At 44.5% G+C, this 25,225-nt stretch carries 28 protein-coding genes and 4 pseudogenes; 21 read left to right on the forward strand and 11 right to left on the reverse strand.

Annotation, left to right across the window (positions count from 1 at the left end; all coding sequences use genetic code 11):
• From OGV71_RS11070 to OGV71_RS11100, 7 genes and pseudogenes are all read right to left on the reverse strand, one after another.
• Window positions 1-329: pseudogene (locus OGV71_RS11070) on the reverse strand (IS1-like element IS1B family transposase); the annotation flags it as partial.
• A gap of 60 nt (window positions 330-389) precedes the next feature.
• Window positions 390-1,319 (reverse strand): annotated as a pseudogene (locus OGV71_RS11075) (phage integrase Arm DNA-binding domain-containing protein); the annotation flags it as partial.
• Window positions 1,309-1,545, reverse strand: coding sequence for an excisionase (locus OGV71_RS11080; RefSeq protein WP_202580591.1), 237 nt, complete (start codon window positions 1,543-1,545; stop codon window positions 1,309-1,311). The pseudogene OGV71_RS11075 and the gene OGV71_RS11080, both read right to left, overlap by 11 nt.
• A gap of 53 nt (window positions 1,546-1,598) precedes the next feature.
• On the reverse strand, window positions 1,599-4,070 hold the full coding sequence (locus tag OGV71_RS11085) for a 3'-5' exonuclease (RefSeq protein ID WP_286533175.1): 2,472 nt from the start codon (window positions 4,068-4,070) through the stop codon (window positions 1,599-1,601).
• A gap of 141 nt (window positions 4,071-4,211) precedes the next feature.
• Window positions 4,212-4,550, reverse strand: a complete 339-nt coding sequence (locus tag OGV71_RS11090; protein ID WP_229235735.1) for an RrF2 family transcriptional regulator — start codon at window positions 4,548-4,550, stop codon at window positions 4,212-4,214.
• A 45-nt stretch (window positions 4,551-4,595) separates the two neighbouring features.
• Window positions 4,596-4,811 carry a hypothetical protein gene (locus tag OGV71_RS11095; RefSeq protein WP_032943037.1) on the reverse strand — a complete coding sequence of 72 codons (216 nt, stop codon included), beginning with the start codon at window positions 4,809-4,811 and terminating at the stop codon, window positions 4,596-4,598.
• Between the two features lie 198 nt (window positions 4,812-5,009).
• Window positions 5,010-5,417, reverse strand: coding sequence for a helix-turn-helix domain-containing protein (locus tag OGV71_RS11100; RefSeq protein WP_286533177.1), 408 nt, complete (start codon window positions 5,415-5,417; stop codon window positions 5,010-5,012).
• A gap of 130 nt (window positions 5,418-5,547) precedes the next feature.
• On the opposite strand from OGV71_RS11100, the gene OGV71_RS11105 reads away from it, so the two are divergent.
• The 7 genes from OGV71_RS11105 (at window position 5,548) to OGV71_RS11135 (ending at window position 10,218) form a co-directional block, all read left to right on the forward strand.
• A complete protein-coding gene (locus OGV71_RS11105) occupies window positions 5,548-5,775 on the forward strand; it encodes a transcriptional regulator (protein WP_047357952.1) in 228 nt (75 codons plus the stop codon).
• A 2-nt stretch (window positions 5,776-5,777) separates the two neighbouring features.
• The gene (locus OGV71_RS11110) at window positions 5,778-6,332 is read left to right on the forward strand and encodes a toxin YdaT family protein (RefSeq protein WP_286533179.1); all 555 of its coding nucleotides are present in this window, start codon (window positions 5,778-5,780) and stop codon (window positions 6,330-6,332) included.
• Between the two features lie 48 nt (window positions 6,333-6,380).
• A complete protein-coding gene (locus tag OGV71_RS11115) occupies window positions 6,381-7,496 on the forward strand; it encodes a DnaT-like ssDNA-binding domain-containing protein (RefSeq protein WP_286533181.1) in 1,116 nt (371 codons plus the stop codon).
• On the forward strand, window positions 7,408-7,953 hold the full coding sequence (locus OGV71_RS11120; RefSeq protein ID WP_123260993.1) for a replication protein P: 546 nt from the start codon (window positions 7,408-7,410) through the stop codon (window positions 7,951-7,953). Before OGV71_RS11115 ends, OGV71_RS11120 begins: the two co-directional genes overlap by 89 nt.
• Window positions 7,954-7,968: 15 nt before the next feature.
• Window positions 7,969-8,403 carry a hypothetical protein gene (locus tag OGV71_RS11125; protein WP_286533183.1) on the forward strand — a complete coding sequence of 145 codons (435 nt, stop codon included), beginning with the start codon at window positions 7,969-7,971 and terminating at the stop codon, window positions 8,401-8,403.
• Window positions 8,404-8,458: 55 nt separating this feature from the next.
• Window positions 8,459-8,884 (forward strand): PerC family transcriptional regulator, encoded by a 426-nt coding sequence (locus OGV71_RS11130; RefSeq protein ID WP_286533185.1) that lies wholly within the window; start codon window positions 8,459-8,461, stop codon window positions 8,882-8,884.
• Between the two features lie 380 nt (window positions 8,885-9,264).
• Window positions 9,265-10,218, forward strand: coding sequence for a hypothetical protein (locus OGV71_RS11135; RefSeq protein WP_286533187.1), 954 nt, complete (start codon window positions 9,265-9,267; stop codon window positions 10,216-10,218).
• Window positions 10,219-10,570: 352 nt separating this feature from the next.
• Here OGV71_RS11135 and OGV71_RS11140 read toward each other — a convergent pair whose 3' ends face one another.
• Window positions 10,571-11,410 (reverse strand): hypothetical protein, encoded by an 840-nt coding sequence (locus OGV71_RS11140; protein ID WP_048214448.1) that lies wholly within the window; start codon window positions 11,408-11,410, stop codon window positions 10,571-10,573.
• Window positions 11,411-12,079: 669 nt separating this feature from the next.
• On the opposite strand from OGV71_RS11140, the gene OGV71_RS11145 reads away from it, so the two are divergent.
• Window positions 12,080-12,799 carry an HNH endonuclease gene (locus OGV71_RS11145; protein WP_176442208.1) on the forward strand — a complete coding sequence of 240 codons (720 nt, stop codon included), beginning with the start codon at window positions 12,080-12,082 and terminating at the stop codon, window positions 12,797-12,799.
• A gap of 477 nt (window positions 12,800-13,276) precedes the next feature.
• Window positions 13,277-13,579 carry a hypothetical protein gene (locus tag OGV71_RS11150; RefSeq protein ID WP_094761947.1) on the forward strand — a complete coding sequence of 101 codons (303 nt, stop codon included), beginning with the start codon at window positions 13,277-13,279 and terminating at the stop codon, window positions 13,577-13,579.
• A 45-nt stretch (window positions 13,580-13,624) separates the two neighbouring features.
• Here the strand turns inward: OGV71_RS11150 and OGV71_RS11155 are convergent, their stop codons facing one another.
• Window positions 13,625-14,851, reverse strand: coding sequence for a colicin-like pore-forming protein (locus OGV71_RS11155; protein ID WP_101739827.1), 1,227 nt, complete (start codon window positions 14,849-14,851; stop codon window positions 13,625-13,627).
• A gap of 1,093 nt (window positions 14,852-15,944) precedes the next feature.
• Here OGV71_RS11155 and OGV71_RS11165 point away from each other — a divergent pair.
• The 6 genes and pseudogenes from OGV71_RS11165 to OGV71_RS11190 form a co-directional block, all read left to right on the forward strand.
• Window positions 15,945-16,028: pseudogene (locus OGV71_RS11165) on the forward strand (RusA family crossover junction endodeoxyribonuclease); the annotation flags it as partial.
• 142 nt (window positions 16,029-16,170) lie between these two features.
• Window positions 16,171-17,403 (forward strand): ComEC/Rec2 family competence protein, encoded by a 1,233-nt coding sequence (locus OGV71_RS11170; RefSeq protein ID WP_286533193.1) that lies wholly within the window; start codon window positions 16,171-16,173, stop codon window positions 17,401-17,403.
• A 205-nt stretch (window positions 17,404-17,608) separates the two neighbouring features.
• Entirely contained in the window at window positions 17,609-17,809 is a 201-nt protein-coding gene (locus OGV71_RS11175) for a hypothetical protein (RefSeq protein WP_048235144.1), read from the forward strand.
• A gap of 2 nt (window positions 17,810-17,811) precedes the next feature.
• On the forward strand, window positions 17,812-18,171 hold the full coding sequence (locus tag OGV71_RS11180) for a RusA family crossover junction endodeoxyribonuclease (protein ID WP_032943869.1): 360 nt from the start codon (window positions 17,812-17,814) through the stop codon (window positions 18,169-18,171).
• Window positions 18,168-19,208: a DUF968 domain-containing protein gene (locus OGV71_RS11185; protein WP_286533195.1), complete on the forward strand. Its 1,041-nt coding sequence runs from the start codon at window positions 18,168-18,170 to the stop codon at window positions 19,206-19,208. Before OGV71_RS11180 ends, OGV71_RS11185 begins: the two co-directional genes overlap by 4 nt.
• Window positions 19,209-19,219: 11 nt before the next feature.
• Window positions 19,220-19,573, forward strand: a complete 354-nt coding sequence (locus tag OGV71_RS11190; protein ID WP_220771406.1) for an antiterminator Q family protein — start codon at window positions 19,220-19,222, stop codon at window positions 19,571-19,573.
• Window positions 19,574-19,583: 10 nt separating this feature from the next.
• On the opposite strand, the gene OGV71_RS11195 is transcribed toward OGV71_RS11190, so the two are convergent.
• Both OGV71_RS11195 and OGV71_RS11200 read right to left on the reverse strand, forming a co-directional pair.
• On the reverse strand, window positions 19,584-20,624 hold the full coding sequence (locus tag OGV71_RS11195) for a DNA cytosine methyltransferase (protein WP_286533198.1): 1,041 nt from the start codon (window positions 20,622-20,624) through the stop codon (window positions 19,584-19,586).
• A gap of 3 nt (window positions 20,625-20,627) precedes the next feature.
• Window positions 20,628-22,418 (reverse strand): ATP-dependent nuclease, encoded by a 1,791-nt coding sequence (locus tag OGV71_RS11200; RefSeq protein ID WP_286533201.1) that lies wholly within the window; start codon window positions 22,416-22,418, stop codon window positions 20,628-20,630.
• A 365-nt stretch (window positions 22,419-22,783) separates the two neighbouring features.
• On the opposite strand from OGV71_RS11200, the gene OGV71_RS11205 reads away from it, so the two are divergent.
• From OGV71_RS11205 to OGV71_RS11230, 6 genes and pseudogenes are all read left to right on the forward strand, one after another.
• The gene (locus OGV71_RS11205) at window positions 22,784-23,062 is read left to right on the forward strand and encodes a phage holin (RefSeq protein ID WP_016150496.1); all 279 of its coding nucleotides are present in this window, start codon (window positions 22,784-22,786) and stop codon (window positions 23,060-23,062) included.
• Complete coding sequence (locus OGV71_RS11210) at window positions 23,034-23,582, forward strand: lysozyme (RefSeq protein WP_286533202.1); 549 nt, start codon at window positions 23,034-23,036, stop codon at window positions 23,580-23,582. The genes OGV71_RS11205 and OGV71_RS11210 overlap by 29 nt, the downstream gene beginning before the upstream one ends.
• Window positions 23,579-24,103, forward strand: coding sequence for a DUF2514 domain-containing protein (locus OGV71_RS11215; protein WP_200048541.1), 525 nt, complete (start codon window positions 23,579-23,581; stop codon window positions 24,101-24,103). The genes OGV71_RS11210 and OGV71_RS11215 overlap by 4 nt, the downstream gene beginning before the upstream one ends.
• 111 nt (window positions 24,104-24,214) lie before the next feature.
• Window positions 24,215-24,574, forward strand: a complete 360-nt coding sequence (locus tag OGV71_RS11220) for a hypothetical protein (protein WP_286533204.1) — start codon at window positions 24,215-24,217, stop codon at window positions 24,572-24,574.
• A gap of 91 nt (window positions 24,575-24,665) precedes the next feature.
• Window positions 24,666-24,859 (forward strand): annotated as a pseudogene (locus tag OGV71_RS11225) (hypothetical protein); the annotation flags it as partial.
• 63 nt (window positions 24,860-24,922) lie between these two features.
• Window positions 24,923-25,117 carry a hypothetical protein gene (locus OGV71_RS11230; RefSeq protein ID WP_200048540.1) on the forward strand — a complete coding sequence of 65 codons (195 nt, stop codon included), beginning with the start codon at window positions 24,923-24,925 and terminating at the stop codon, window positions 25,115-25,117.
• Window positions 25,118-25,225 lie beyond the last annotated feature (108 nt).

The following is a 25,225-nucleotide window of genomic DNA, read 5'->3' on the forward strand; positions in this document are numbered from 1 at the left end:
TTCGTCCATTTCCGCGCAGACGATGACGTCACTGCCCGGCTGTATGCGCGAGGTTACCGACTGCGGCCTGAGTTTTTTAAATGGCGGAAAATCGTGTTGAGGCCAACGCCCATAATGCGGGCGGTTGCCCGGCATCCAACGCCATTCATGGCCATATCAATGATTTTCTGGTGCGTACCGGGTTGAGAAGCGGTGTAAGTGAACTGCAGTTGCCATGTTTTACGGCAGTGAGAGCAGAGATAGCGCTGATGTCCGGCAGTGCTTTTGCCGTTACGCACCACCCCGTCAGTAGCTGAACAGGAGGGACAGCTGATAGAAACAGAAGCCACTGGAGCACCTCAAAAACACCATCATACACTAAATCAGTAAGTTGGCAGCATCACCAATGTTGTAGTCAGGCTATTTGATGAAACGCCATCACCTCTGGTTGCTTGTGAGGTAGTATGTCGGTAGTGAACAAGATATTTGCTTACTACGGCATCACGACATTTTGAGATTACCTCGCGTAAAGTTAATCCAAGAATTTCACATTTTAGACTCAGTGGTAATGCCAGCCGGGATCCTGTCTTTTCTTGCTCTATATGCAACATATCATCCCAGATGTCGGAGAATTTCATTTTGCAAATATCTCCCAATCTCTGGCCGGTGACTAATGCCAGTAACATCCCACATTGTAAATAAGGCTGCTGATTCTCGGCTGCCTCGTAGATTTTGGTCCATTCATCAAATGATAGTCTCTGCCTGGTAACTTTATATCTTGGTTGCTTGCTGGCTATTGCTGGGTTATATCCCGGTGGAACGTGACCTGAATGTTGAGCTTCTTTGAAAACATCGATCAACACCATACGAACGACCTGAGCCATTCTGTTATGCCCTTCAGCCTTTATCGCATCAGTTATCTCCGCAATGTCCAGCGTCGAAATATCTTTGAGGTGTTGCATTCCGCAATGCTCCCTGAATAATCTAAGGGGCTTATTCTTCTGCAGATATGAGTTTGGGCGAAGCTCATTATTCTTCAGTCTCTCGTCCTGAATTGCTATGTATTTATCAATCCACTCTGTAACGGTGATATCAGTTCTTTTCCCTTTCATGCGGGCTAATCGGTCATTCACGCTCAGTATCTGCCGCGTACGTTGTTCAGCAATAATGGTATTTGCTTCTGTAGCGACCTGCTTTGCTTCCACCTCGTCAGTTCCGAGGCTGTGAAAGCGCCCTGAAACAGGGTGCTTGTATTGCCAATACACTTTCCCAGTACGCTTATCGAGCTTGCAATACAGGTTGGGTATTGAGATTTTATGAGTGCGTGGTCTAGCAGCCATCAGCAATTATCCGTTGTAATCTTGGGCTGGCCGAAGTCGGAATTTTCGGTTCTACAAGCATCCCTACAAATCGGGCATTACGGTCAACCATCCAGCAGCGACCAACCTTAATTGCTGGAGGTACCATCATTTTGCCCTTTGCATATTTTTTCAATATGCGTTCACTTGGTGCTTGTTCTCCAAATTCCTCTTTTGCCCATTCCTCAAGAGTTATTAATCGAGACATGTAATACTCCTGATAATGCCCCATAACTGGGGCATTAAAGTGAATTTTAAGAATCAGTTTGCGGTCAGGCGTTGCCAGATTGCTGATACGTATTTGACCTGATGCCGGGCATCAGAAAGCGCATTGTGCATGTCACCTTCAAACGGGATGTCGTAGCGTGGATTGATACCGACTGATTTACCCAATTCGACCATGGTCCTTACGTCTCTGTCATTCCAGAACGGAACAGCGAAGGGGGTATCTGTTAACGCGTATGCGCGGCGAAGAATGACGTTATCAAACGAACATCCATTACCCCATAACTGAACTGTATGGCTTCCGTTAGCAGCATTTTCAGCAATAAAGTCAGCCAAGAGTTCGAGGGTCTCAAGCAGCCCCATGGCTTCATCAACAAGAATGGCAGAGCGGGCTTCAGATGATTGTTTCAACCACCACTGAATTGTCGACGCATCCGGTTTCATCCCAAACGACATCGATGACTCCAGGCTGACAACCTGGTAAAACTCGGCTCCAGTGTTACCAGTTGAAGGATCGAAAAATACAGCGCCGATAGAGACTATTGGGGCATCAGGACTGTTGCCCATAGTTTCCATATCAACCATCAGGTGAGTATAAAAAGCGTTCAGGGGATCCGTATCAATATGGTGAACGGGTTCATTATTCAGGGAAGCTGACGCGTCACCAGTTGCATCAGCGCTTTTAACTGGCAAAACTGCTGCTTCGCTCTGAGACACTTCAGGATTAGCTTTGATTTCGTTGTTGTCAGTTTCTTCCATCTGCACATCGCTGGTGGTTTCCTCTGTAGTGCCTTGATGTAATTTTTCTTCGACGGCGCGCTGGCGTACCTGATCAACGACAGAAAGCGCTGGTTCCGACTGGTTCCCCATTAGGCCATCGATGGAAAACACGCCGTTGCCCATGTTGGCGATTTCTGGTTGTTCGACTACTGCGTTCTGTTCAGCTGTGACTTTCTCGTTAATCTCGTTTTCCCAGCTTTTTTCTGGCACGTGACCGGCTGCCGCCAGCGTTTCTTCTGAGGGATTTGAGTGGTCATTTTCGGTTAGATTGGCATTGATATGTGCCCGCAACCGTCCGGGAAAGTTAACTAACTCGGATGACGTGCCGCGGATGAGTGCAAAGATGGCGGCGCGTGAATAGTCTAGGATGCCAGCGGTTTTGCGCAGCGCCTCAGACCATTCGCTGAACGGACTTTCTTTCTTGCTGACAATCTCTTTAGCGCGACGGTAGACCCCACCCGGGATATCGTAGATGTTGAAATCCATTGGCAAGGTGGCCAGCGCAATTTCAACATCCAGAGTTTCCAGCGTGTGGACAAGTTCCGGGTTACGATCGGTCTTATTGCCACCACCAGCGTTGGTTCCGGCATCAGAGCGCTGAATCTGTGACACACGATTGCCCTTACACCACTCTTTAACCAGCAGCCCGCGGTCAATGTGTTCAGTGTTGAACCAGATCCTGATGAACCGCATAATAAGAGACAGTTCAGTCCGTTTCCCTTCAACCGGGAAGACGGTTTTCAGAGCGGCTACAACCCGGGATATGTCAATCTCAGCAGCATTCTTGAAAAACTCCACATTTTCAGCAGCAAGCAGCAGGTTCTGTACGTAGTTGTTATCAACGTCCAGCTCGAGTTCCTGAATGGTTTTTTTCTGCTCAGTATCAATATGGTAAGCATATTCTTCAGAAATAAACTGAGCTAAGAGGCGCTGGCGTAGCGGCAGAGTCGCAACAGTAATGAGTTCTGGCGTTACAGGTGGAACGGTGGGCTTATCACCCACAATTCGTGCTTTCTTATCGTTAATCCACTCCTGCACGGTTTGAGTCCGCATTTTCGGTTCCGTAATCCATTCGGTAATAAATTCCGCAAATGAAGCGACGGTATAAACCTGCTCACGGTCGAAGACTTCTTTTATGGCGTTTGCCAGGTTCCACTCGACATGAGCAGAAAGCTCTTTCGCCGCTGGCACATTTGCAACGGCCAGTAACAGGTTTTGTATATAGAGATCATTATCGTCCAGTTCCATCTGTCCGATCTCGACGTGCCGCGCTTCACTGATTTCCTTCTCTTCACCGTCATTTAACAGGTGCGCAATCAGCCGCTGAGACAGGCGCAGGCGAGATATGGGGCGGAGCAATGCTGGCGCATCGCTGGTGGGTACATTGGCACTGGAGGTTTCAGGTTTTTGCTGGCTGGAAGCCTCCTGATTTTCATTATCAGGCTTCTGTTTCAGTTGCCACGTTTGCTGGTCTTCTGCCAGTTCGTAACGATCGCACCATGTGTCATCAAGTGTGCTTTCCTCAGGAAGATCGTCAACAACAAACCAGTTGGTGCGGACAGGTAATTGATAGTCGGCGCCACGACCGACGGCAATATCGCTGTCTTCGAGAATATTGAGGATTTCGCGTTCTGCACGGGAATCTGATTTCGCAGAGAACCAGCAAAACAGGTTTTTTGCCTCAGTTGCTTTCGCTTTGGCTTTAATAAGATACGCATACGTTAACATTGCGTTCGGGCTCCATTGGATTGTAAGATACCCGGCAGCTGATGATCGCCGCCTAAGGTAGTGGTTATTGGTCAAAACTCGTTCCGGAAAGCTTTGGTCGGCTGACCGGGTACTTAACCCGCCTTGCGCGGGTTTTGTGCTTTATGGGGTAGGGGATTTTCCCTGCATCAGATGCGCGACGGGGACCCACTCCAGAGCATTCAGCACAGGCTCAAATGAATCAGGCGTGTGAGTAACGGCGCGAACGACGTCAGCCACGCTGGGGTTTGCTTTGCTAAGGTGGTATCCGCCACCAGCGCCACGCTGGCTGGTGACGATTTCACTGCTGCGCAGCTTCGAGAAAATCTGCTCGAGGTAAGACACAGACAGCTTTGATTCCTTGCTGATTGATGCGATGGAAACCGGACTGCCGTTGTAAATCCTGTTGAGGATGGCAACCACCTGAACAGATGCCACCACGCGTTTCATTCCAAACTCCATAGTCACTTCCTTACTGATGCTGGCAACAGCCATTGGTCAAACTCGTTATGAACGAACTGCAGTCTGTTGGTCGGCAGACGGGTCGCCCTTCTGGGCAAGCGTGTAGCAAATCAGTCGAATGATTACTTCAATACGGTTTAGATGTACGGCCTGACACCGCACTGGTTTACGTGCGAAATCGATCATGGATTTATCCTCTTGCGTTGCCCTTGTCGCCAGGCTGGCGGAACGTTGAACCTGCTGCGTGTTAATACTTGTCATCTCATCCGGTGATTCGTATGCCGCCGGCAGCTACTTCGTGGGCGTCCGGCCTAGATGACTGTCTTTGTGTTGGGAATAGTATTATCGATTGAATCGATATATGTCAAATTAAATCGATATCAATGAGTGTGAACAGCTCACCGATTAGTTTATCGGATTGATTTCGCGTGCTTTATGAAGGGTGCAGGAGTGGAGAGGTTACTCGTTACTGGGGATTATCTTTCGTTTTTTTAGGTAAGCAGTAGCTACATCATCTAGCTCTTGCAGACGCAGTTCAATCAACTTAATTATCTTTTCTCTCTCATCGTCAGTGGGCAAAAGCTCAAATTGCTCCAGTAGCTTTTGTTCTTGAGCCGACTGAGGTTGACGTTTTTTTTCTGATGTTATGGCAGGAATAGTGTCAGCTTCAGTTTCTTCAAGAAAAAACCAATAGAGTGGATAGCCTGTAGCGGACTGTAGCCTATCAAGGATGTCAGCTCTTGGAAGTATATTAGAGTTACACCAACCATTTACTGACTGGGCTTTTACTCCCAGTCTGCGTGCAAGTTCCGATTGAGAGATTCCAAGATCATAGATGGCTTTTTGTAATCGCTTTCCGAAGTTCATATTCCTAGCCCGCTCAAAAACATACATCCAATTATACAGATTTTATCTGTAGCTCAAGCTATCGATATAATTTGACGATATCGAAATAATTTGATTTACTCGCGTCACGTTCACTTCTCGAGACATATCAATGAAGCTCACAACACAAAAGAAAATGTTAGCCATATGCAGTCAGGCAGAACTGGGGCGCCGCCTAAATCGGCGAGCTCAAACAGTTAATGGATGGTTCAAGAAAAAGGTACCCGGCGAGCTTGTTGTTCGCGTATCCAAAGCTCTCAATTGGCAAATTACGCCACACGAATTACGACCGGATCTTTATCCAAACCCCACTGATGGTTTACCTCAAAAGGAGGCTTAATCATGCAATCAGCCACGTATCAACATCATAGCCAACGTTTAGCTATTCCGTTGAAAACGGAAAATCATTTTAAACCCCAGCGCCGTGACGGCATTCAGCACCGTGCCATATTGGCCGCCGTTCGTGAATGGGAATCGACATTACCGGGACAGGCACAGGAACGGATTGCTCAGCTGGTGGCTGAAGAGTGGGTCAAAGCAGATGGCCGCGGAATTTCTGTTAGTAAGCAGAATTTATTCCGATATCTGAAAAACGAGGGCGGTTCAGAAAAGTACACGACTTACGTAATGCAGTTGTCAGGCTCAATCATTGCCGCTATGCCAGTTCAGATTGCCAGGAAGCACGGGTTAAGTAATGCGAGCACAGAAGCGGAGCTGGTGGCGAACGCTATCAAAGAGTCCAGTGAGGCACACCAGGCGAAATTAATCGGCGCTCCGTTACAAAAGCTCGAGAAGGAGATTCGTGAGGCGGCAATCGCATTGTTCAACATGTTACCTGCTGACGCGGCGGGACCACTACTGGCGAGCATAAGCGCCGTAGCGCCGCAATTGTTTTAATCGAGTTTTGACCAATGACCATTATTACTGCAACTCGCGGGGTGAAGCATGCCTAATCCTTTGGCTAAGGCCATGCCTAAGAGTAAGGCTAATAACGAGCCTTACCGTAAGGTGAAGATCACCATGTGGGATGATCCGAAGTTTCGAGCCTTATCACCACTTCCGCCAAGTGGGCAGAGTCTGTTTATTTACCTGCTTACAGGCCCATTCACGGGGATTATTCCTGGGCTGTATAAAGCGGGAAGGGCGGCTATGGCAGAAGAATTAAACTGGGATGTCGAAGCCTTCGACTTAGCCTTAGGCGAAGCCATAGCGTTAGGTATGGTGGAAGCCGACCTTAAAGCCAGAGTTTTTTGGATGCCTAATGCGGTGAAACATAACCCGCCAGCATCAGTGAACGTGATCAAATCCTGGGCAAGATCGTTTGAATTACTGCCTGAATGTTCACTTAAAGATAAAGCATATGAAGCACTCAAAGCCGCCTGCTACGGGGTTTCTGAAGCTATGGGGATGGCTTTTGATAAGGCTTTCGCCTTGCCTAAGGATAAGGCTAAGTCTTTGGCTAAACCTTTGCCATCAGGTATCCAGAAAGCAGTTAGCAGTAAACAGATCTTAAACCCCTCTCTTAACGCGGGCGCGATGAAAAATCCGAATGGGGATGAACTGCCATCCCCGGCCATGCCCCGATACCTGGACGGTGTTGATGAACCGATCAGGAAATTCAGCATGACTGATAGCTGGCTTCCCTCCAGAGACTTCCGACAGCGCGCCGCATCGTGGGGTATCTCCCTGCCTGAACCAGATTACCTTCTGACTGAACTCGCAGAATTCACCGCGTATTGGGAGTCGGAAGGGAAAGTTTTTACACAAATCCAGTGGGAACAAAAATTTGCCCGACATGTAGCCCGGGTGAGAACGCAGGTAAAACCAGAAACCGGAGGTAACAGTCATGTGGGAGCAGGATCAGAATCAACAGCATCCCGGGCAGTTCAGCAAATTCAGTCAGCACACGCAGAGTGGCGCCGCAGGAATGGACTTGATGGCGACGGAAACGGCCTGGCGTCTGTGGCAGGTCATGGGGGAGGTGTATTCGAACCGATGGACCCAGAAGAACGGGGCGGAGCCTTCGCCTATCTGGATAGCCCAGATAGGTTCGATGACTGAACCCCAAATTCGGCTGGTCTGTCAGCAGTGCATGGAGCGCTGTGCGATGGGAAATACATGGCCGCCTGACCTGGCTGAGTTTGTTTCTCTGGTTTCAGTGAGTGGAGCGAATCCATTCGGACTGACATCGGAGCAGGTTATGACTGAATACCGGCGCTGGCGCAATGAGTCATATCGGTATTCAGGAAGCGATAAATATCCATGGCCTCAGCCCGTGCTGTATCACATCTGCATCGAAATGCGCAGAACGGGCGTTGAACGACAAATGACAGAGGGGGAACTGAAACGACTGGCGGAAAAGTTACTTACGAAGTGGTCGAAGCATGTTGGTAACGGACTAAGTGTGCCACCAATTCGACGTCAACTGGCGGCGCCGCACCATCCGGCGGGACCAACGCCAGCGCAAATACTGATGGAAGAATACAAACGCCGCAAAGCGGCAGGTTTAATTAACTAAAACGAGTATTAACCAATGACTATAGAGATCTCTCAGAAAGACCGGGATACCAAATCTTGGCTGCAACAGACTATTGCTGAACTTGAACTTGAACTTGAACTTGAACTTGAACATGAGCGCGACGTAGTTCCCGGAGCTTTGAACGAGGATGCTGCCATGGCGCTGAAGGTTATGAAACTGGCGATGGCGGCTATTTGCTCGGAACCAGAGGTAAACAACCACCCGGCACATGGTCCTTTATCTTTCAATCGCCTGAACCAGATACGCGAAATACTCAGACAGGCAGCAGCACAAAGCGATGGCGGTCATCTTGGCTACGCAATGGCTGATGCTGTGAAGGTTATTGATGAGGTGCTGGAGTTTCGCATATCTAATAACAAAAAGTGCGGCATATGTGCCGATTGCGTGCCTCAGATTGATGGTGGCTCTGGATTTAAAAACTGCGCATGAGCTACTGGAACGCCGCAAGGCGACTGGTTCAATCAACTAAAACGAGTTCTGACCAATGACCAATTATCGTGTTACTCAAAAAGAGATGGTGATTGCTGCAATCAATCATATGCCTGGATGCACACTACGAGATATTTGTGAAGCCCTAGAGTTGACTACCAGCAATGCTGGGAAGTTACTACGTCTGCTCACCAAAGAGGGCATTGTAGTTAAAAGCCATGAGGACCGGGATCCTGGATACAGAGTTAAACTAGGGGTCAGGGTACCTAAAATTATATTGCCTTTTATGTTAGAGGAAGAGAGTCCCCCGGAAACCATACAGTTAGAGAAATTAGCAAAAAGCCTCGAGGATAAGGGGCTATGGAGGCGTGCTGCGACTGTGTATATTGATATTCTGGCACAGGTCAAAAATTCAAAAGATGTATTGAGAATTGCAGAAAAACGAAACCGTTGCGTAGAGCGTTCCAGAGGCATGAATTAACTTGGCTCATCGCAACGTGAACAAGCTCAGATTCTTCCAGACAGTTTGCATGCCAGAACGGTTCAATAAGAATGTTGCGTCCATCAGTTGAACTCACAGCACTAAGCGAACAAGCGACCTGAGTTGAAGGTCCGCTGCGAGCGAGGAGCGGACTGAGTTGCGCAGTCTATCAGGGCAATATAATGTCATTATTGAGTGGCCACGCTCCGGTAAGAGAGAAAAGACGTCTGGGAATATCGGGTAAAATCCACCTATGAGTAGGCCTCTTCATAAGGATGGAAAGTGTAAACAGATGTATTTTAAGTTCACAATTTTTCTGTATAGTGTTTAATACAACAGCCACTTAACCACTGTGGTTTTTATTTAAAAGGGATTGCCGCATGAAAAGAATTTATCTTGATCAGAATATATGGTTCGACATACGGTTCGAAAGGTTTGATACTTCATTGGAGAGTGTCCTAAAAAAAATAGACAGAGATAGAGTTGAGATAATTTACTCCCCTGCTCATTGCGAAGAAATATGCAACTCTTATTGCAGCCCCAATATTTCAAATCATATCACTACTGAAGAGAAAGATCTACGCATTAGCATATTATCAAAAATTACTCGCAATCGAGAGATAGTTCCTTACCCTAATGATTTTAAAATAATGCATTCTTTTTGTGGGAGAGAAGGCCCTTACGTTGTCTTAGAACATCCTACGGCATGCTTTAAAAGAGTGTACGATAATTATGAATCCAATGAAGTAGCAGAGTCATCTCAGCAATACTCTGTTGATAAGGCTGATGAAGTTGAACAAGATCTTAAAAGCAAATTAGGTCATGCAAATATCATTAACGTTTTAGAAAAAGACCCATCTGCTAAAGCTTTGCTTTTGCAAAATTTAACATCGAAACTAATACATCGCGCAGCAATCAATCAGCTCATTAAATCCAATATAAAGATACAGCCTTGCACTGCTCAGGTGAAGAAAATCATCGATGAAAAAGCACACGAAATACGTTATATGCAGAGTGCGTATTTTTTTAACAAGGCACAGAAAATATTAAACAACAGGAATAAAACTAAATTTTCATCTGAAGGTTTTGACATATCTGAAGCAGTTGTTGATGCTGTAATACTTACTATGATTGAATTAGGTTATGCCTCAAGTGAGGTTTCTATGTCCAGCCTGCACGATAACACCCATTCAATATATGGAGTTTATTGCGATTACTTCGTAAGTCGAGACCAAAAATTGTTGAAGAAGTTAATCCCTGCATATAAATACTTAGGGATTAATACAAAAATAATAAATGCTAAATATGAAGATTGGCAGACCTATCTCAGCTAGATTTGTTGTGGTTAGATAGTTGTTAATTAGTCTTTTTTGTTGTTAGCTTGTCCGCTTCTGACACGGAGCGGACAGAAAGCAAGGTCACAATGTCCGCCGTGAGCGAGGAGCGGAAGTTCGCAATCCAATCTCCAACGAATATTTCAAGCATTGCCGTGTGTCGAACCATGCGGAGTAGATCCATCTACTATGCCTCTTTATGATTGAGGGCGTGCTTTTAAGATAGACGCCCATACTAATAAATTAATTTTCTATTGAATAATTGGCTGATATAACCGCATCAACATATATAGTTTCATACCAAACGACAATCCACCACTTGATGTTTTTTCACTATTTCTCGGGGGTATCATTAAATAGTTTGAAATTGAAACTTAGAAAGTTTTGAAGGTATCTTCATGGCATTGTCATATTCTGGATGTGCGGAAATCATGTCACAAAAATAATTATGATATGAGGCGAGCCAGGCAAATTTAGAAAAAACGGTTGGAATAGAAGCATAATCTTTTAATGCTTTCTCAATCTGCTGCTTGTGAAGGATTAAAGAATTCGTATCTAGATGTTGCTCATACTCACCATCAATAATACACTCCATGAGATAATTTATAAAATAACGACCATCTGGTCCTTTCAACACATCTCTCAGTTGTGGAGCTGCACCTTTAGCATAGTATTTGAGATGTTCGTCTACCATCTTCATGGTGTTATCGCACAACACTACAATAGGGTTAACAGCCACATTACTTTCTAGGCGATATGACTCCAGCAATGCAGCACCATAGACACTATTTTTATCCATGAACAGTTGTCCTACGGCAAGTCCACCACGAATAAAGAACCCTTTAAGCGCCATTTTGAACTGATATTCTCGGATCGGATAGAGAATGAGTCCAAATTCTGATTCCATTTCACTGCTAAAATCAGGATGCGCAAGAACCACATTGTCTGTAAATGATTTAAAGTAAAGCATTGACTCCTCGGTATCTTCCTCAAGCAAGGAAAGACTTTCGGTGAGGATTTGGTGAAATTCAGCTAGTAAAATATCTTCGGTGCCATTTGTATAACTGGCACTTGTTCTCGCTGAAAATCCAAGAACATCCAAAAAGGCACAATAGGATCTCCGATGAATTGGCTTCCCATTGTGGAAGTAATCATCTTTTTTAATATATTTATTTGTTTTTTTTGCTTTCATTATGTGATTTATTCCTTAAGGTAATATTTATTTTATAAGGCTCTTCAGCGTTACAGTTAAATAATGGTCTTGAGTTATCAATATAGGTTACCATTCAAATGCCTCTGCCTAGTATCTTATATTTCTCATAAACATTCCACAATGTTGAAATCAAAACTTCTGGATGCCCACAAAAAATTGTACTAATACACTATCTGTAGTCTTGACCTACACCCTACTGATTAGCAAATTCCCAGGCTGTACTTGCCACAAAGTTACTGTATGTATCTCGTATAACTAGACCAATTAATATTGGTATCACCATCAATTGAACTCACAATACGAATTAGTTTACAAGCCGAAACTGAAAATCGGCTGACCTTCTCCCTAGTTATTAATGGATGCTACCTTTAGTTCTTCCGCTTTTGGCACGAAGCGGACAAGTTACATGAGTCGAAGGTCCGCAGCTAGCGAGGAGCTGAAGTTGGCACTGGACGATCCTCACGCCCCTGGAATGGTAAAAATGGACATCAGTGCCATCGCCTGAAGCGACATGATTACCCTTCAAGCGTCATGCCGCTCTGATATTAGGAGATTTTCTAAAGAATAGAGAAGAAAAGCCTTGCGATTCTGACCATAAAAATAAAAATTGTTGGAGTAATCTATTAACCAACTATAAAAATGGAATCAATGATGGGTTTGCCTGTTCCGAAAAGAAATTTACGGATTTACGACTTGCTGAAACTGGCCGGTATGTCATTAGATGACTGGCCACATGCTAACTCACCCAACCACAACCAACGCTGGGCTTGGCTTGAGGGTGATATCGCAGTGGTTAATGTGTGGACCGATAACATCCAGATATCGACCAGCTCGGAAGATACATACACGACCAGCTACCAAGCTCGGGGTCAGGACAGGAAAGGAAAGGAAACCGATGACATTTATAAGGAGATTATTCGCCGGAGGTTGCCGGTCCGCGTGCTGCTGAAGGTACGCAATACGAGCAAGCGCATTCTGGATACCGAACAGTGGTCTGCTGCCTACGACGATCTGACAGGTGTATTATTCCTTACCCGAGGTGAAGTCGCTCAATACGAAGATCAGCATGGTGATTTTCGTGATGACAGCAGTATAGAGAAATCAGAAGCAGCCCGCAGGAGCAGTGGGTTGCGACTGCAGGCATTAAAAAGAAGCCGTGGAATTTGTGAGTATTGCGGCGAGCCGGGATTTTTGACGAGCAAAGGGACTCTCTTTGCTGAGGTGCATCATATTCAGCCTTTGAGCGAAGATGGTCTCGATACACTGGCTAATCTTGTAGTACTTTGTCCCAATGATCACAGGCGAGCGCACCATTCAACGGAGAGCGACAAAATGAGGCTGTTTTTCACCCAACTCCGTAATGCCTAGCAGGAAGTGTAATTACCCGGTTAGGATGCCGCTCACTAGGCATTTTCTGCGAAATTGCATGTGACTTGACTACCCATATGCATTTTACTTGGCGACCGTTTGCGAATCACTTGCTCGCCAGAAAAGTTTTGCTTAACTCAGTACATTAGACGAAGCTCGGACAAAACGGTTCCTGTGCACGATTTACAGTGAGGTAAAAATCGGTTTGCAACCTTGTTGTGGGTTAGTAGCGCCCGCTTCTGGCACGGAGTGGACTGTCAGTTTAGGTTTTGCTCTGTAACGTAAGAGTACCTGCTCAGGTGAGAGCTAATACATGTAACGGTACATGACTTGAAAACGATATATTTAGCATAGCTTCCTAATTAATAAAGATTCATGTTTTTCAGTAGTGCCACACTCGGCCATTGCTGTAAAAATAGACAGTGGAAATGATAATTATTTCCACTTATTATTATTTATTTGGAAGGGGATAACACTATGAATAACAAGGTTTTTGGTGTGGCCATCATTGCTACTTTGTCTGCAGGTTTAGCTTTTAGTACTCATGCAAGTGAAACCGTAAGCAAAACAGAGGCTAAAACGCTGGTGAACGAAAATAATAAATTCAAAGTAGAGTATGATATTGATGATAAAGGCAAAGTTTTGAATATCAGAATCCCTGATGGAGTAGTTGATGCTGAAACCAAGCAAAAACTTACCAAGGAAATGGGAAACTGGACATTCGAAGCCGGAAGCCCAAAGACCGATGTTACATCTATGGTTACTTTAAAAAAATCATAGAACAATCTTCTTAAAAAAGGCGGCCATAGCTGACCGCCTGATCAATTAAATATTGAACAGTTGTTTGTTCATTTTCTCCATCATTCTTTCATTAATTAACGCTCCAGTCACCGTCATAAGAAGCGCAAACACAGCGATGCCAAGAGGTGTAACGGTCAGGAAACTAAATGTGAAAGCAACAGCCATAGAGGCTGCTTTCCCAACCGCCATGCTCTCGATTTTCAACATCGCGTCTTTCCATTCCCCAGTTCGGATACCTTTTGCAATAGCATTAGCTAACTGAGAATAGTCAATTACCTGACTGGTAATGCCAAAGGCCTTGCTAAATTTCTGAAGATTTTTAGCCAGGGCATCTTTATTTACTGACTCGATAGCTTTTGCGATAGCTTCACGATCCTGCACGCTGAATTTACTGTTGATGGCGCTCTTATGTTTTTCGAAAGCGGCCAGCGCTTCATTGACGTTTCGAAGTTTTTTCCCCTTGGCTGATTCTGCCAGTTCTTTTGCAAGGGACGCGTTTTTTGCACCTAACTTTTCAGTTACGTCACCATAAAAATCGCTGACGAGTTTCACAGAATCAACAACCCGAGATTGTTCTTCTTCAGCCTGCTTTTTCTTCTCGGCGTCCCGGTTAAGGATCTGGTTCGCGGTATTTAAAGCATTCTGTGCGGCAGATTTGTCGGACTTTTTACGCTCAACATCTCTTTTTTTCTGATTCTCCTGTGTGCGGTACCAGACAGGGTCAGTCGGATCAAAGATTTCCAGTTCATAAAAAAGATCCAGTTCCTTTTCTGCACGCTGCAGGGCGACTGTTGCTTCATTGAGGCGTTTCTGGTTTTTAGTTACTTCTGCTTGCGCCTTGTTGAAATTATCAACGGCAAGATTCAGTGCTTGCTGAGAGATCTGTAGAGGAGACGGGCCCGGAGTTGGTGCTGTCCCGGTACCGGAGGAGGCGTTACCACCACCGTTATTATTCCCACCATTACCGTTGTTGCCACCCCATGGTACGCCGCTGTCTTTACCGGGTTCAAGTGCATGAACACCATCAAAAGTCGCAGTGATACCATTACCCAGATCAACTGTCATGGAACCGCCATGGCCAACATTTGCACCATTGCCAGATCCATTTATACCGCCGCTTGGCAGGCGCCCACCAGGTCCATTTCCTGTTGGACCTCCTTTGCCAGAAGTACCGTTTACACCACCAGTCGGTCCACGACCACCACCGCCAAAAGCATTGTTGTGCGCGTTATCGCCACCATTTCCAGACATAAAAATTCCTCTTTGACGTTTAAAAAACAAAATTTGCAAATGACTGTATAAACATACAGCTCGTGGATTATTGCTTAACGTCAGAATTACAGTCAATTACGAATGCTTATCATTTTTGGTAGGTGCGATGTAAAAAGACCTTCAGATGGGAAAGGATTAAACCCTTATCTATTAACAGGTTGGGATGACTTTTTGAAACAGGTGACAGAATGGTAGAAAAATGATTTTTAACAAAATGTGCTGCTAAATTGTTGCAATCAGAAAATGATGGGGAGATAATACTGTGTGTTTATACAGTATAATAGGGAAGGGTTATGAAGATAGAGGTAACCGGTGATCATCAAAAAAAACTGGCCAAAAAATCAGTATGTAAGCTGAGACAGAACGTTACTTGTTGTTCTTTTACCTCCGTTCGTTATCTGAGTAGTTGTAGTGCAAATCCTACAGGAAGCGGTGAGACGCCAGAGGCTGGTTTTACCAAGCCACAGTAATGAATAAATGGACAGGCATTAGAAAGGGGATTTGCAGTGGTAATGATCAACAGTGTTTCGCAAAAAGGTTACGTAGTCATCCGATGCCATGATGGTGTCATCGTGGCCAGACTGCCTTCATTTCCGGAATGTACCCGGGCTCTTATGTACCGGCGCGGAGATGTTGCTTCGTTTGTACCGCTCCAGGACGATGAGATTATTGGTACACCAACCCTCTTTACAGAAATGCTAAAAAGAGCGGGTTATCGTGTCACGCAAAATTCTGATAGACTCTCGTCATAGGCCTGAACAACCTTTACCTGCTGCGCCACTGGAGATAAACCATGGCGCAAAATCAAATCCAAAATACCCATTCACTGACGTTAACCAACGCCAGCGATTTTCTTTTTGCCGCATCCAGAGGTGCGTTATGAAGAAAAGCTGGTTTCAACATACCCAACTCACCACTGAGCAGGCTGACGAACTGGAAGCCCGCTATCGCGCAAAGCAGATAAAGACCTGGATAATGACTTCATTCACTGGACGATCAGCGCGTTCTTGCCAGAAGCATCGAAGCCTCCGCGTCAGGAGAGAACCTGGCAACAACGGATCTGGAGGTGAATGTGAAAGTCTACGATATCACCCCAATGGGGAAGCCCAGAATGACGCGCGCTGACAAATGGAAAAAGCGACCCGAGGTTCTGCGTTCTACGCCTATAAATGGTCGTTGACATATAACTTTCTGTAACTCAAGGTGTGTCCTTATTGATTTTTTCATTGGTATAAATTGTCTTGAAATTTAACTTTAGGGCAGTTTTTTAATGGCATTAAGCACTTTGAGGGTGATGTATGAGTGGAGAGATCTTTCATAAGAGGCTGTTCCCGGTTGGTCAGGGAGGATTTAGTTTAGGAGCTCTAAAGGATGGTGATGGTAAGATGCTTTACAGTTATGTGTATGACTGTGGGAGTGATCAATTAAATGCATTACGTAGAGAGATGGATGTGGCCAGATCTCTCTTTAGCATTGATGAAGAATATATCGATACAGTTTATATCTCACATTTGGATTCAGATCATATTAATGGTTTTGATCAACTGTGTCAGCTTGTTGATAATAGAATACGAAAAGTGGTTTTACCTTACTTAGATATTCATGAAAGTTATTATTTGGTTGCATCAGAACTTTGTTCTAATTCAACATCTGGCCTGTTTTTGGAATTTCTTATTGATCCAGTGAAATGGGTAAAGTCAAGATTGCCTGAAGTGGAAATCTCATTGCTTTATCCTAGCGATATTGATGATAATTTTGACCCTCCTGTATTTAATAATGATGTCAGGTGGGATAGTGGGTCAAGTTCACCTATTAAAATCTCTGATGCTAAAGGTGAGGTTGAATGTAATCGCTGGCTGGCAAAGAGAATAAGTACAAGTGCAAAAAATGTACTAATGTCTTTTGTTTCTTGGATTCCTGCCCGTTCACGCGCGAAGATTGAAATATTTAGCAAACACTTAATTGACAATGGTTTTACTGGGTTAACGAGGCAAAAAATAATTAAATTATTATCTAGGCCGGACGAAAGAAAGAAATTACGTGAGTGCTATTTGAAGCTTGCTAGTGACCATAATATTATATCAGTTAACCTCTTGGTGATAAATAATGCAAAGGCTGATATAAACGTAATATACGATCATCATCATGAGTCAAGCCTTTTCAATCGGAGACATAACAATAGATTTAATATGTTAGAGTATTCGGGAAATTATTCAGTCTTGTTAACAGGAGACTCAAAACTTAGTAGCAAACTCTATTACTCTCAATGGAGTAAGTTCTATTCGGAAGTTATTAGTACTGTAAAAGTAATGACATTACCTCACCATGGTTCCGAGTTGAATTTTAACAGACGAATGATTACTGATTTCAGTAATGTTTTGTTTATTGCTCAGTCTGATGGCCATTCTCATGGTCATCCTTCTCGAACAGTAATCGATGCTATATCCTCTAGTTTTGAACATAGAGTCACTTTAGTTGATCACGATGAACGAAATTGGGTTGACATAACGTACTGTTTTAAAAAATCTTAAAAGCATATTGAAAACAATATTAGCTGACAAAACTTAGTTGGCATGTAACAAAGTTTTATTAGATAATAAGGTATAGGCCTGAACAACCTATACCTGCTGCGCCACAGGAGAAAAGCCCCATGGCGCAAGATCAATTCAAGCAATCCCACATACTGACGTTAACCAACGCCAGCGTTTTTCTTTTTGCCGCATCCAGAGGTGCGCTATGAAGAAAAGCTGGTTTCAACATACCCAACTCACCACTGAGCAGGCTGACGAACTGGAAGCCCGCTATCGCGCAAAGCAGATTAAGACAGAGCGTAGTCTGGATAATGACTTCATTCACTGGACGATCAGCGCGTTCTTGCCGGAAGTATCTAAGCCTCCTCGTCAGGACAGAACCTGGCAACAACGGATCTGGAGGTGAATGTGAAAGTCTACGATATCACCCCAATGGGCAAGCCAAGAATGACGCGCGCTGACAAATGGAAAAAGCGCCCCGAGGTTCTGCGTTACCGGGCTTTCTGTGATGAAGTTCGTTTGCAGTGTGTTGAGCTGGCGGAAAGCGGGTCGCATGTCACCTTCATTCTTCCGATGCCAGCGAGCTGGAGCAAAAAGAAACGGGCTGAGTTCAACGGTAAACCACACCAGGCTAAACCTGATTTCGACAACATGATGAAAGCCCTCATGGATGCTATTTACGAAGATGACGCTCACATCTGGGATTCACGCGTCACAAAATTATGGGGAGAGAAGGGACAAATAATTATCGGGGAGATTGCAGAATGAGGGCGCTGCTGAAGCCGGTGGTTGCGCGTGAGCTTGGAATTGTGCTGCTCAAGCCGGGCAGCGAGCTGATGCCATTATTCAGCTGTGAGCGTGTGCTGGTGGAAAGCCAGCCGGCAGGCATGGAACGGTTGCCTACCGGCCATGTTCCTGACGTTCGACAGCCGCTTGCCAGTGACCACTCCCTGTGGCCCTTCTTCCTGGATGAAAAGGTTATAAAGGCTGCTGGTGGATTTGGTGGTCTTGATTACTGGCTTATGCGTTATGGCGGTAACTGCTGCCAGTGGCCACACAGCGATTACCATTATCACGAGTTAACTACTCTTCGTCATGAACCCGGATCGGTTCTCCTGTGTGGGCATTGTGATAACCATTTGCGTGACCACTACAGCGAACAACTTGCAGAGCTGGCGAGATGTAATGTTATTAGCTGGATTATCAACAGCATCATGGTAGCGCTGAATCAGGATCCTTCCAGAGAACTGTCACTGGCGGAGCTTTGCTGGTGGGCGGTGCGCATGGGAGTTACCGACGCACTTCCCGAATCAGTAGCCAGTCGGGCGCTTCGTATTCCTTCGGAAGAACATCAGTCAGTCATGCGTGAATGCGATATCGAACCGGGTGTAACCGCCACCAGCATCATTACAGCCAAAGCCAGCACAGTAACTGTGAACATGCCACCAGCGCAGGTGCCTGCGGTTAAGCCCATAGTTGGTGTTCTGGTCGATCCTGAGTCACCGCAAACCTATATGAAGCGTCCAAAGCGTATCCGCTGGACGGCCCCCGGATATCTTGAATGGATTAAAACACAGCCCTGCGAATGCTGCGGCAAACCATCCGATGACCCACACCATTTAATTGGCTGGGGGCAGGGAGGGATGGCAACGAGGGCGCATGATATTTTCGCGATCCCCCTGTGTCGTCAGTGCCATACAGAACTACATAACGACCCGGTGAAGTTTGAGCAAAAACATGTTCCTCAGCCGGTAATGATTATCAGAGTGCTGGACCGGGCTTATGGGCTCGGCGTTCTGGCGTAAGGAGATGTTTGATGCGTGATATGTATGACGTGATGGATCGTTGGGGGGCATGGGCTGCAGCTGACAGTAGCGGTGTGGACTGGCAACCAATTGCTGCAGGATTTAAAGGATTACTTCCACATGGCAAAAAGTTACGAATTCAATGTAACGATGATGAAGGTATTTTAATTGATGGCTGCGTGTCTAGATTACGGAAGTACAAGCCAGAAGAGTATGAATTGATTATCGCACATTACGTTATTGGTATTTCATTACGCACCATTGCGAAGAAGCGTAAGTGTTCAGATGGCACAATCCGAAAATGTTTGCAGGATGCATTAGGTTTTGTGGCGGGAGTGATGGCAATGTTAAGCGAAGCCCCTTAAGGGGCTTCGCTTAAAGAGATGAAAGAATTGCTCTTCCAAGTGCTTCTGCCATTTTAGGAGGCACTGCATTTCCAATTTGTTTTGCTTTAGATACGAGAGAACCGGTGAATAAATAATCAAGTGGAAATGTTTGTAGCAAAGCAGCTTCTCTAAGAGAGATTGCTCTGTCTTGTTCTGGATGGCCAAAACGGCCATTGGAATAGCTTATGCATCTAGTAGTTAAACCACTTGCAGGCTTATCCCATGCTAAACGGCCATAAACATCTGTATGGCCTTTGTATTTTTTGTGGCATTCAAGGATTAGCTCCTCAGGCCAGGACTCTCGGCCTTTACCTTCTGGTGTAGCCTGTATACGTTTTATGTTTAGTTCAGATAGCTTGGCTGCAGTATGATCGCTAACTTCTTTATGAGTCTCTCCAGCGGCAATAGGTGGTAAAGTGCCAATCCAATCCCTTACAGTGGAAAATGGAGTGTCCAAACCATCATGCGTTTTAGATGGTAACTGTATCGCCGTATGCTTCGAAGCAAGAAGAACGAAACGCTCACGTGTTTGGGGTACGCCAAACCATAAGGCAGGAATAACCCCGAAATCATAGTTGTAGCCATGACAATCAAGGGATTCTAGAAATCTCTGAAAACTGCCGTTATTAATATCTACATTTTGAATTCCTGGGACATTTTCGATTAGTACGAAATCAGGATTATAATGTGATACGAAGCGGGCGAATTCAATTAAGAGATCTTTTCGAGGATCATCTTCATTACGTAATTTGTTTTGCTTGGAAAATGGTTGGCATGGCGCACAGCCGCAAAATAGAGTATAGGCTTTACTCTTTTGTGACATCAAAATTAAGTGCTGAATTACTTCTACACTTGTTTCCTTTATATCACCATTTATGAAAGTCGCTAACGGGTTGTTTTTCTTGAAAGTGTTAGACGAGTCGAGATCAATGTCTAAACCAAAAACAATGTCCATACCGGTTGCTTTTAGGCCTGCACTTGTGCCGCCGCACCCGGAGAAAAAATCATATACATGTATCTTCTTAGTCATGGCCTACCTCACTCTTGGCCTAATAGTATCATTATCTAAGAAGATTTGCAGCATTTCCCGTGTTTTTGTGAAAGCTTCATGCTCACTAGGAATTTTGTTTAATATTCTAATTTGAGTTTCAAATATATCATCTCCAGTTACGTTTTCTTCCCCTGTATCTAATTTGCAAATTTCCATTGTTATCAGTTTTGGATCATTAATACCTTGAGGTACTGAGTTTCTATACTCTTTATAATCACCATGGGTATTTTCAATAATGAACAATTCGGGAGTGTAAACAGGAAGAAAACCAATTTTATCATGTATAAAATCAATAAAATCTTTTTGCATTTTATACTTTTGATTATTATTAGCTACACCATTTGAACCATCACAATTGAATTTAATATCTTGATTTATCGTTGTTTTTATGATTGCTTGTAATTTGGCGTTATCCTTTTCTGGTATGGAGTCAGATGTTGGATACTCATCAGTGACATGTTGGTCTCCGTCAAGCAGGAAAACTACGTTTTTCACATTTGCAACGCATAAAGGTACGGCCAAATTTTGATAAATGCTTCCTACTCCTCCTGGGCAATGCTTAACTTCGAATGAGTTGAATAATGCTTCTCCACCTATTTTAAGAGCTTTTTCAACAAATTTCTTAGCTAAACGGTCTTCCACAATAACTGTTTTTTTCTCAATGCGTTCGCCAAGAATAAAAAAAGATTCTTCAGGACTTACATTTTGGAGTACATCTACTTTTCCGATTTTATCGTTTAAACAAAATAATTTTATTGCTTCTTTGGGTAAATCTTTGACAATTGATGAGGAATGAGTGGAGATAACAATCTGGTGTTTGTTTTTCAATGCTTCTTCACATAAAAATTCCATTAAATTACACTGTGCTGCGGGATGAAGAGATACTTCAGGTTCGTCTAAAAGGATTAATGATGCTTTCTGACAATCCATTAGTTTATGCACGAGGATGGATACCGCAAATTCCCCACTTCCTGCAAACGCTTCTGAATATTTTAAATTTTCTGATTGAAGGATAATTGTTGGGGCTCTGTCGTTTGTAAATAAAGAGTGTTCAATCAATCGAATGCTCTTATATGTTCTTCCGAGAATTTTACTGATGGTTTCAACTTTATTTTTTTCTAATAAAGTGTTGGTGAATAATTTATCTTTTTTTCCTTTATGGGGTCTAAATTCCTTGAGATTATTATCAATAATCTCTTTTAGCATCTGACTGCGCTTTCTGAGGTAATCTTTTTTAGGATATGTGTGAAAATCAGAATGATAAAAGAATTTGTCAAATGCGCTTATGGTTGCTCGAAAATCTAAATAGATAACATTCTTTTCAATTGCTTTCCATCTTGTTTTCAATTGGTTAGGGGATAGTATTTTATCTGGCATTGCTGCCATATCGTCAGATCTTATTGGTCTGGATGGTTCCCAGTAATCAGGATCATTTTCTTTAGATATACGTGTTTTGATTACTTCAACAATTGATTTTGTAGGCTTGTCGAAATACCCATAAATGAAGCGTGAGCGCCCACCATCTTTTATTTCATCAACATCTGTAGAAAACCATAGACTGCCTAATGAATAGTTATTAGGTGAGCCAAAAAGGGCTCTTAACACAGAACTTTTGTTGGTTCCATTTTGGCCAACCAAAGCTGTGATCGGATAGTTAAAATCTATCTTACATCCTTCCGTTAGATTTTTAAAAAAAGGAAAGCGAATATGCCTAATGAATGGCTCAATATCTTGTGAGGCCATAACTTTTTTGAGTTTAGAAAACTTATCCATTTTTCAATTTTGCTGTGTTGATCCCAAGTGTTGTTATCTTACAAAACTACTAACGCGTACGCAAAAAATCTCATAACCTGTTAAGGTTAGTCACATCACCAAGGACATAAAACCTTACTTCAAGCCAAAGTATCAGCAAGGGTTTGCGCTATCCAGGTTGCCATAACGGTGAATCAGAGGTACTAGAAGGTCCCCTCACTCCACCAATGTAAACAACCGTACTTACTTCGAGGCTGCCGCATGGCGGCCTTTTTCATTTCAGGCTCACGGGAATCATCCGCTACGTGCTTTGTTGATAAATCCAGCCCGTGAAGCCTGCCCCTTTAATCACACACAACACCATCCGAAAAATCGGAGGTAGGGCTATGACCAGAATGAGCACCATTTACAGCAGACTTTCATATGGAACAGGAACCACGCTGACCGGCTGCGGTGTATCAGCGAAGGCATACGCCGAAACAGCTAAAACAGCAAAAGAGGTGTCCTGGATGTTGGCCGACAGAATTGCAGGGTTAAGCCTGAGCGACTGGGCAATTATTGTCGGTATCGCCTGCACCGTTATCACCTGTGCAGTGAACTGGTATTACCGGCAAAAGGAAAGGGAGGACCGGCTTAATGGCAATGTCACCAAAGCTGAAGAATAAACTGAGCGCAGCGGTCGTTGGTCTGATTCTTGCGGGGGCTTCCGCGCCCGTTATTCTCGATCAGTTTCTGGATGAGAAAGAGGGTAACAGCCTGACGGCGTATCGCGACGGTGGCGGAATCTGGACTATTTGTCGTGGCGCCACGTTGGTTGATGGGAAGCCAGTTGTGCAGGGCATGAAGCTGTCTGCTGAGAAATGCGCCCAGGTAAATGCCATTGAACGCGACAAGGGGCTGGCGTGGGTTGAGCGAAATATCAAGGTACCACTGACCGAACCACAGAAAGCCGGGATCGCATCTTTCTGCCCATATAACATCGGCCCCGGAAAATGTTTCCCGTCTACGTTCTATAAGCGAATAAATTCTGGCGACCGTAAAGGCGCCTGTGAAGCGATCCGCTGGTGGATTAAAGACGGTGGCCGCGATTGTCGCCTGACCAAAGGCCAGAAAAATGGCTGCTATGGGCAGGTAGAGCGACGAGATCAGGAAAGCGCGCTGACGTGCTGGGGGATAGACCAGTGAGCCTACGCTATCAGTTCATTGCTATTTCGCTGCTTGTGGCAGTCGCATTCATCGCGGGTAGTGTATGGAGCAGCCGCGGTTGGGAAAAGAAGTGGGCCGAGCGTGACAGCGTGGAATCATCGCAAACAGCGAACGCACAGACCGCAGCACGCATGATTGAACAAGGGCGCATTATTGCCCGTGATGAGGCTGTTAAAGATGCACAAGCGAAAGCCGCTAAATCTGCTGCCACTGCTGCTGGTCTGTCTGCCACTGTTAGCCAGCTGCGCACAGAAGCAACAAAGCTTGCCGCCCGTCTGGGCGCCGCAAAGCACACCGCAGATCTTGCCGCTGCCGTCAGAAGCAAAACAGCCGGAGCCGACGCCGCAGTGCTCGCCGACATGCTCGGACGCCTTGCAGAAGAAGCTCGATATTATGCTGAGCGATCTGACGAAAGCTACCGAGCTGGAATGACATGCGAGAAGATTTATGAGTCAGTTAGAAGCTCAAACAACAGGAATTCCGCGAATAGTGCAGATTAAGTCTTCTGGCGAGAGAAGCATCAAGTCGAATGTAGGATGTCTGATCTTAGTTAATAAATATTTTTTTAGATTTGCCGATACTATTTCTTCACTTCAATGGAGAAATAGTGAATGTCAAAAAAAACCACAGTTTCATATTATGTAATGGTTACCTTCGATATTACGGTCGGTGATAAGTCGAACATCTATAGTGAGGTTTCCGAGCTACTTGAAAAAAATGGACTTAAGAAGGATTTCGATGGTAACGAGCTTCCCGAAAATGTTTACTTAGGGAAAAGAAAAGCTGAAATTACTTACGAAGGTGAGGAGCTTACTCAAGGAGATATAAAAATCAGAGGGGCAGAGATAACTAAACGTTACTATAAGCTCTTAAAAGATTTCTTTGAGGCAGAAAAAATAAAATATAAAATATTCATCACAGCCAGCCGTATGACGACTACGGCCATACGATATACAGTTACTAAAAAATAACATAGCCGCCTCCGGGCGGTTTTTTATTGCATTTTTCACCCTTACAGAACTAATTGAAAATAGATCTCATTTTCATGGCCACCCCACCCCCGATTTCGGGAACGCTGACGCAGCCGGAGATAGCGCCATTACCACCAGTCGCTGACGTATTGTCAGACTGTTCTCTGGATTGAGCCATTGCTGGCCGCTATTGAAAAAGCGAATAACCAACTAGCTGGAATTCGGGAAATAGAACGTAGTAGAACAGAGTCACAATTTGAGAGTTTAAACAGCTCATCGTGTTGAAATTTCAAATTAAACACCGATATTAAAAATACCATGAAGCGCATGGTATATACGGAGATTAACATGTTTGAAAATTACGCTTACGCGACAAAAGAAGAGCGCAACCGAGCTGAAATTGTTAAGGCTGCCTTGGAAGTCATCCAGTCCGCAATCTCTGCATCAACACACAATAAAGATGTTGATTACGAACTAAGGAAAGCCATAGAACACCTTGGACCGCTGGCGGATGCCATTCAAGCTGAAATAGCGAAGAGGTAGGTATTGTCGCCTTCCTTCGGTTTTGTTGCCACCACAAAGGCCACCTTCGGGTGGCTTTTTGGTAGATGTCGCAGAGCTAGTAGCAGCAGACAAGAAAGCGATGGATGA

The sequence above is a fragment of the Citrobacter sp. Cf088 genome (genome assembly GCF_030334295.1).
Lineage (GTDB): Bacteria > Pseudomonadota > Gammaproteobacteria > Enterobacterales > Enterobacteriaceae > Citrobacter > Citrobacter freundii.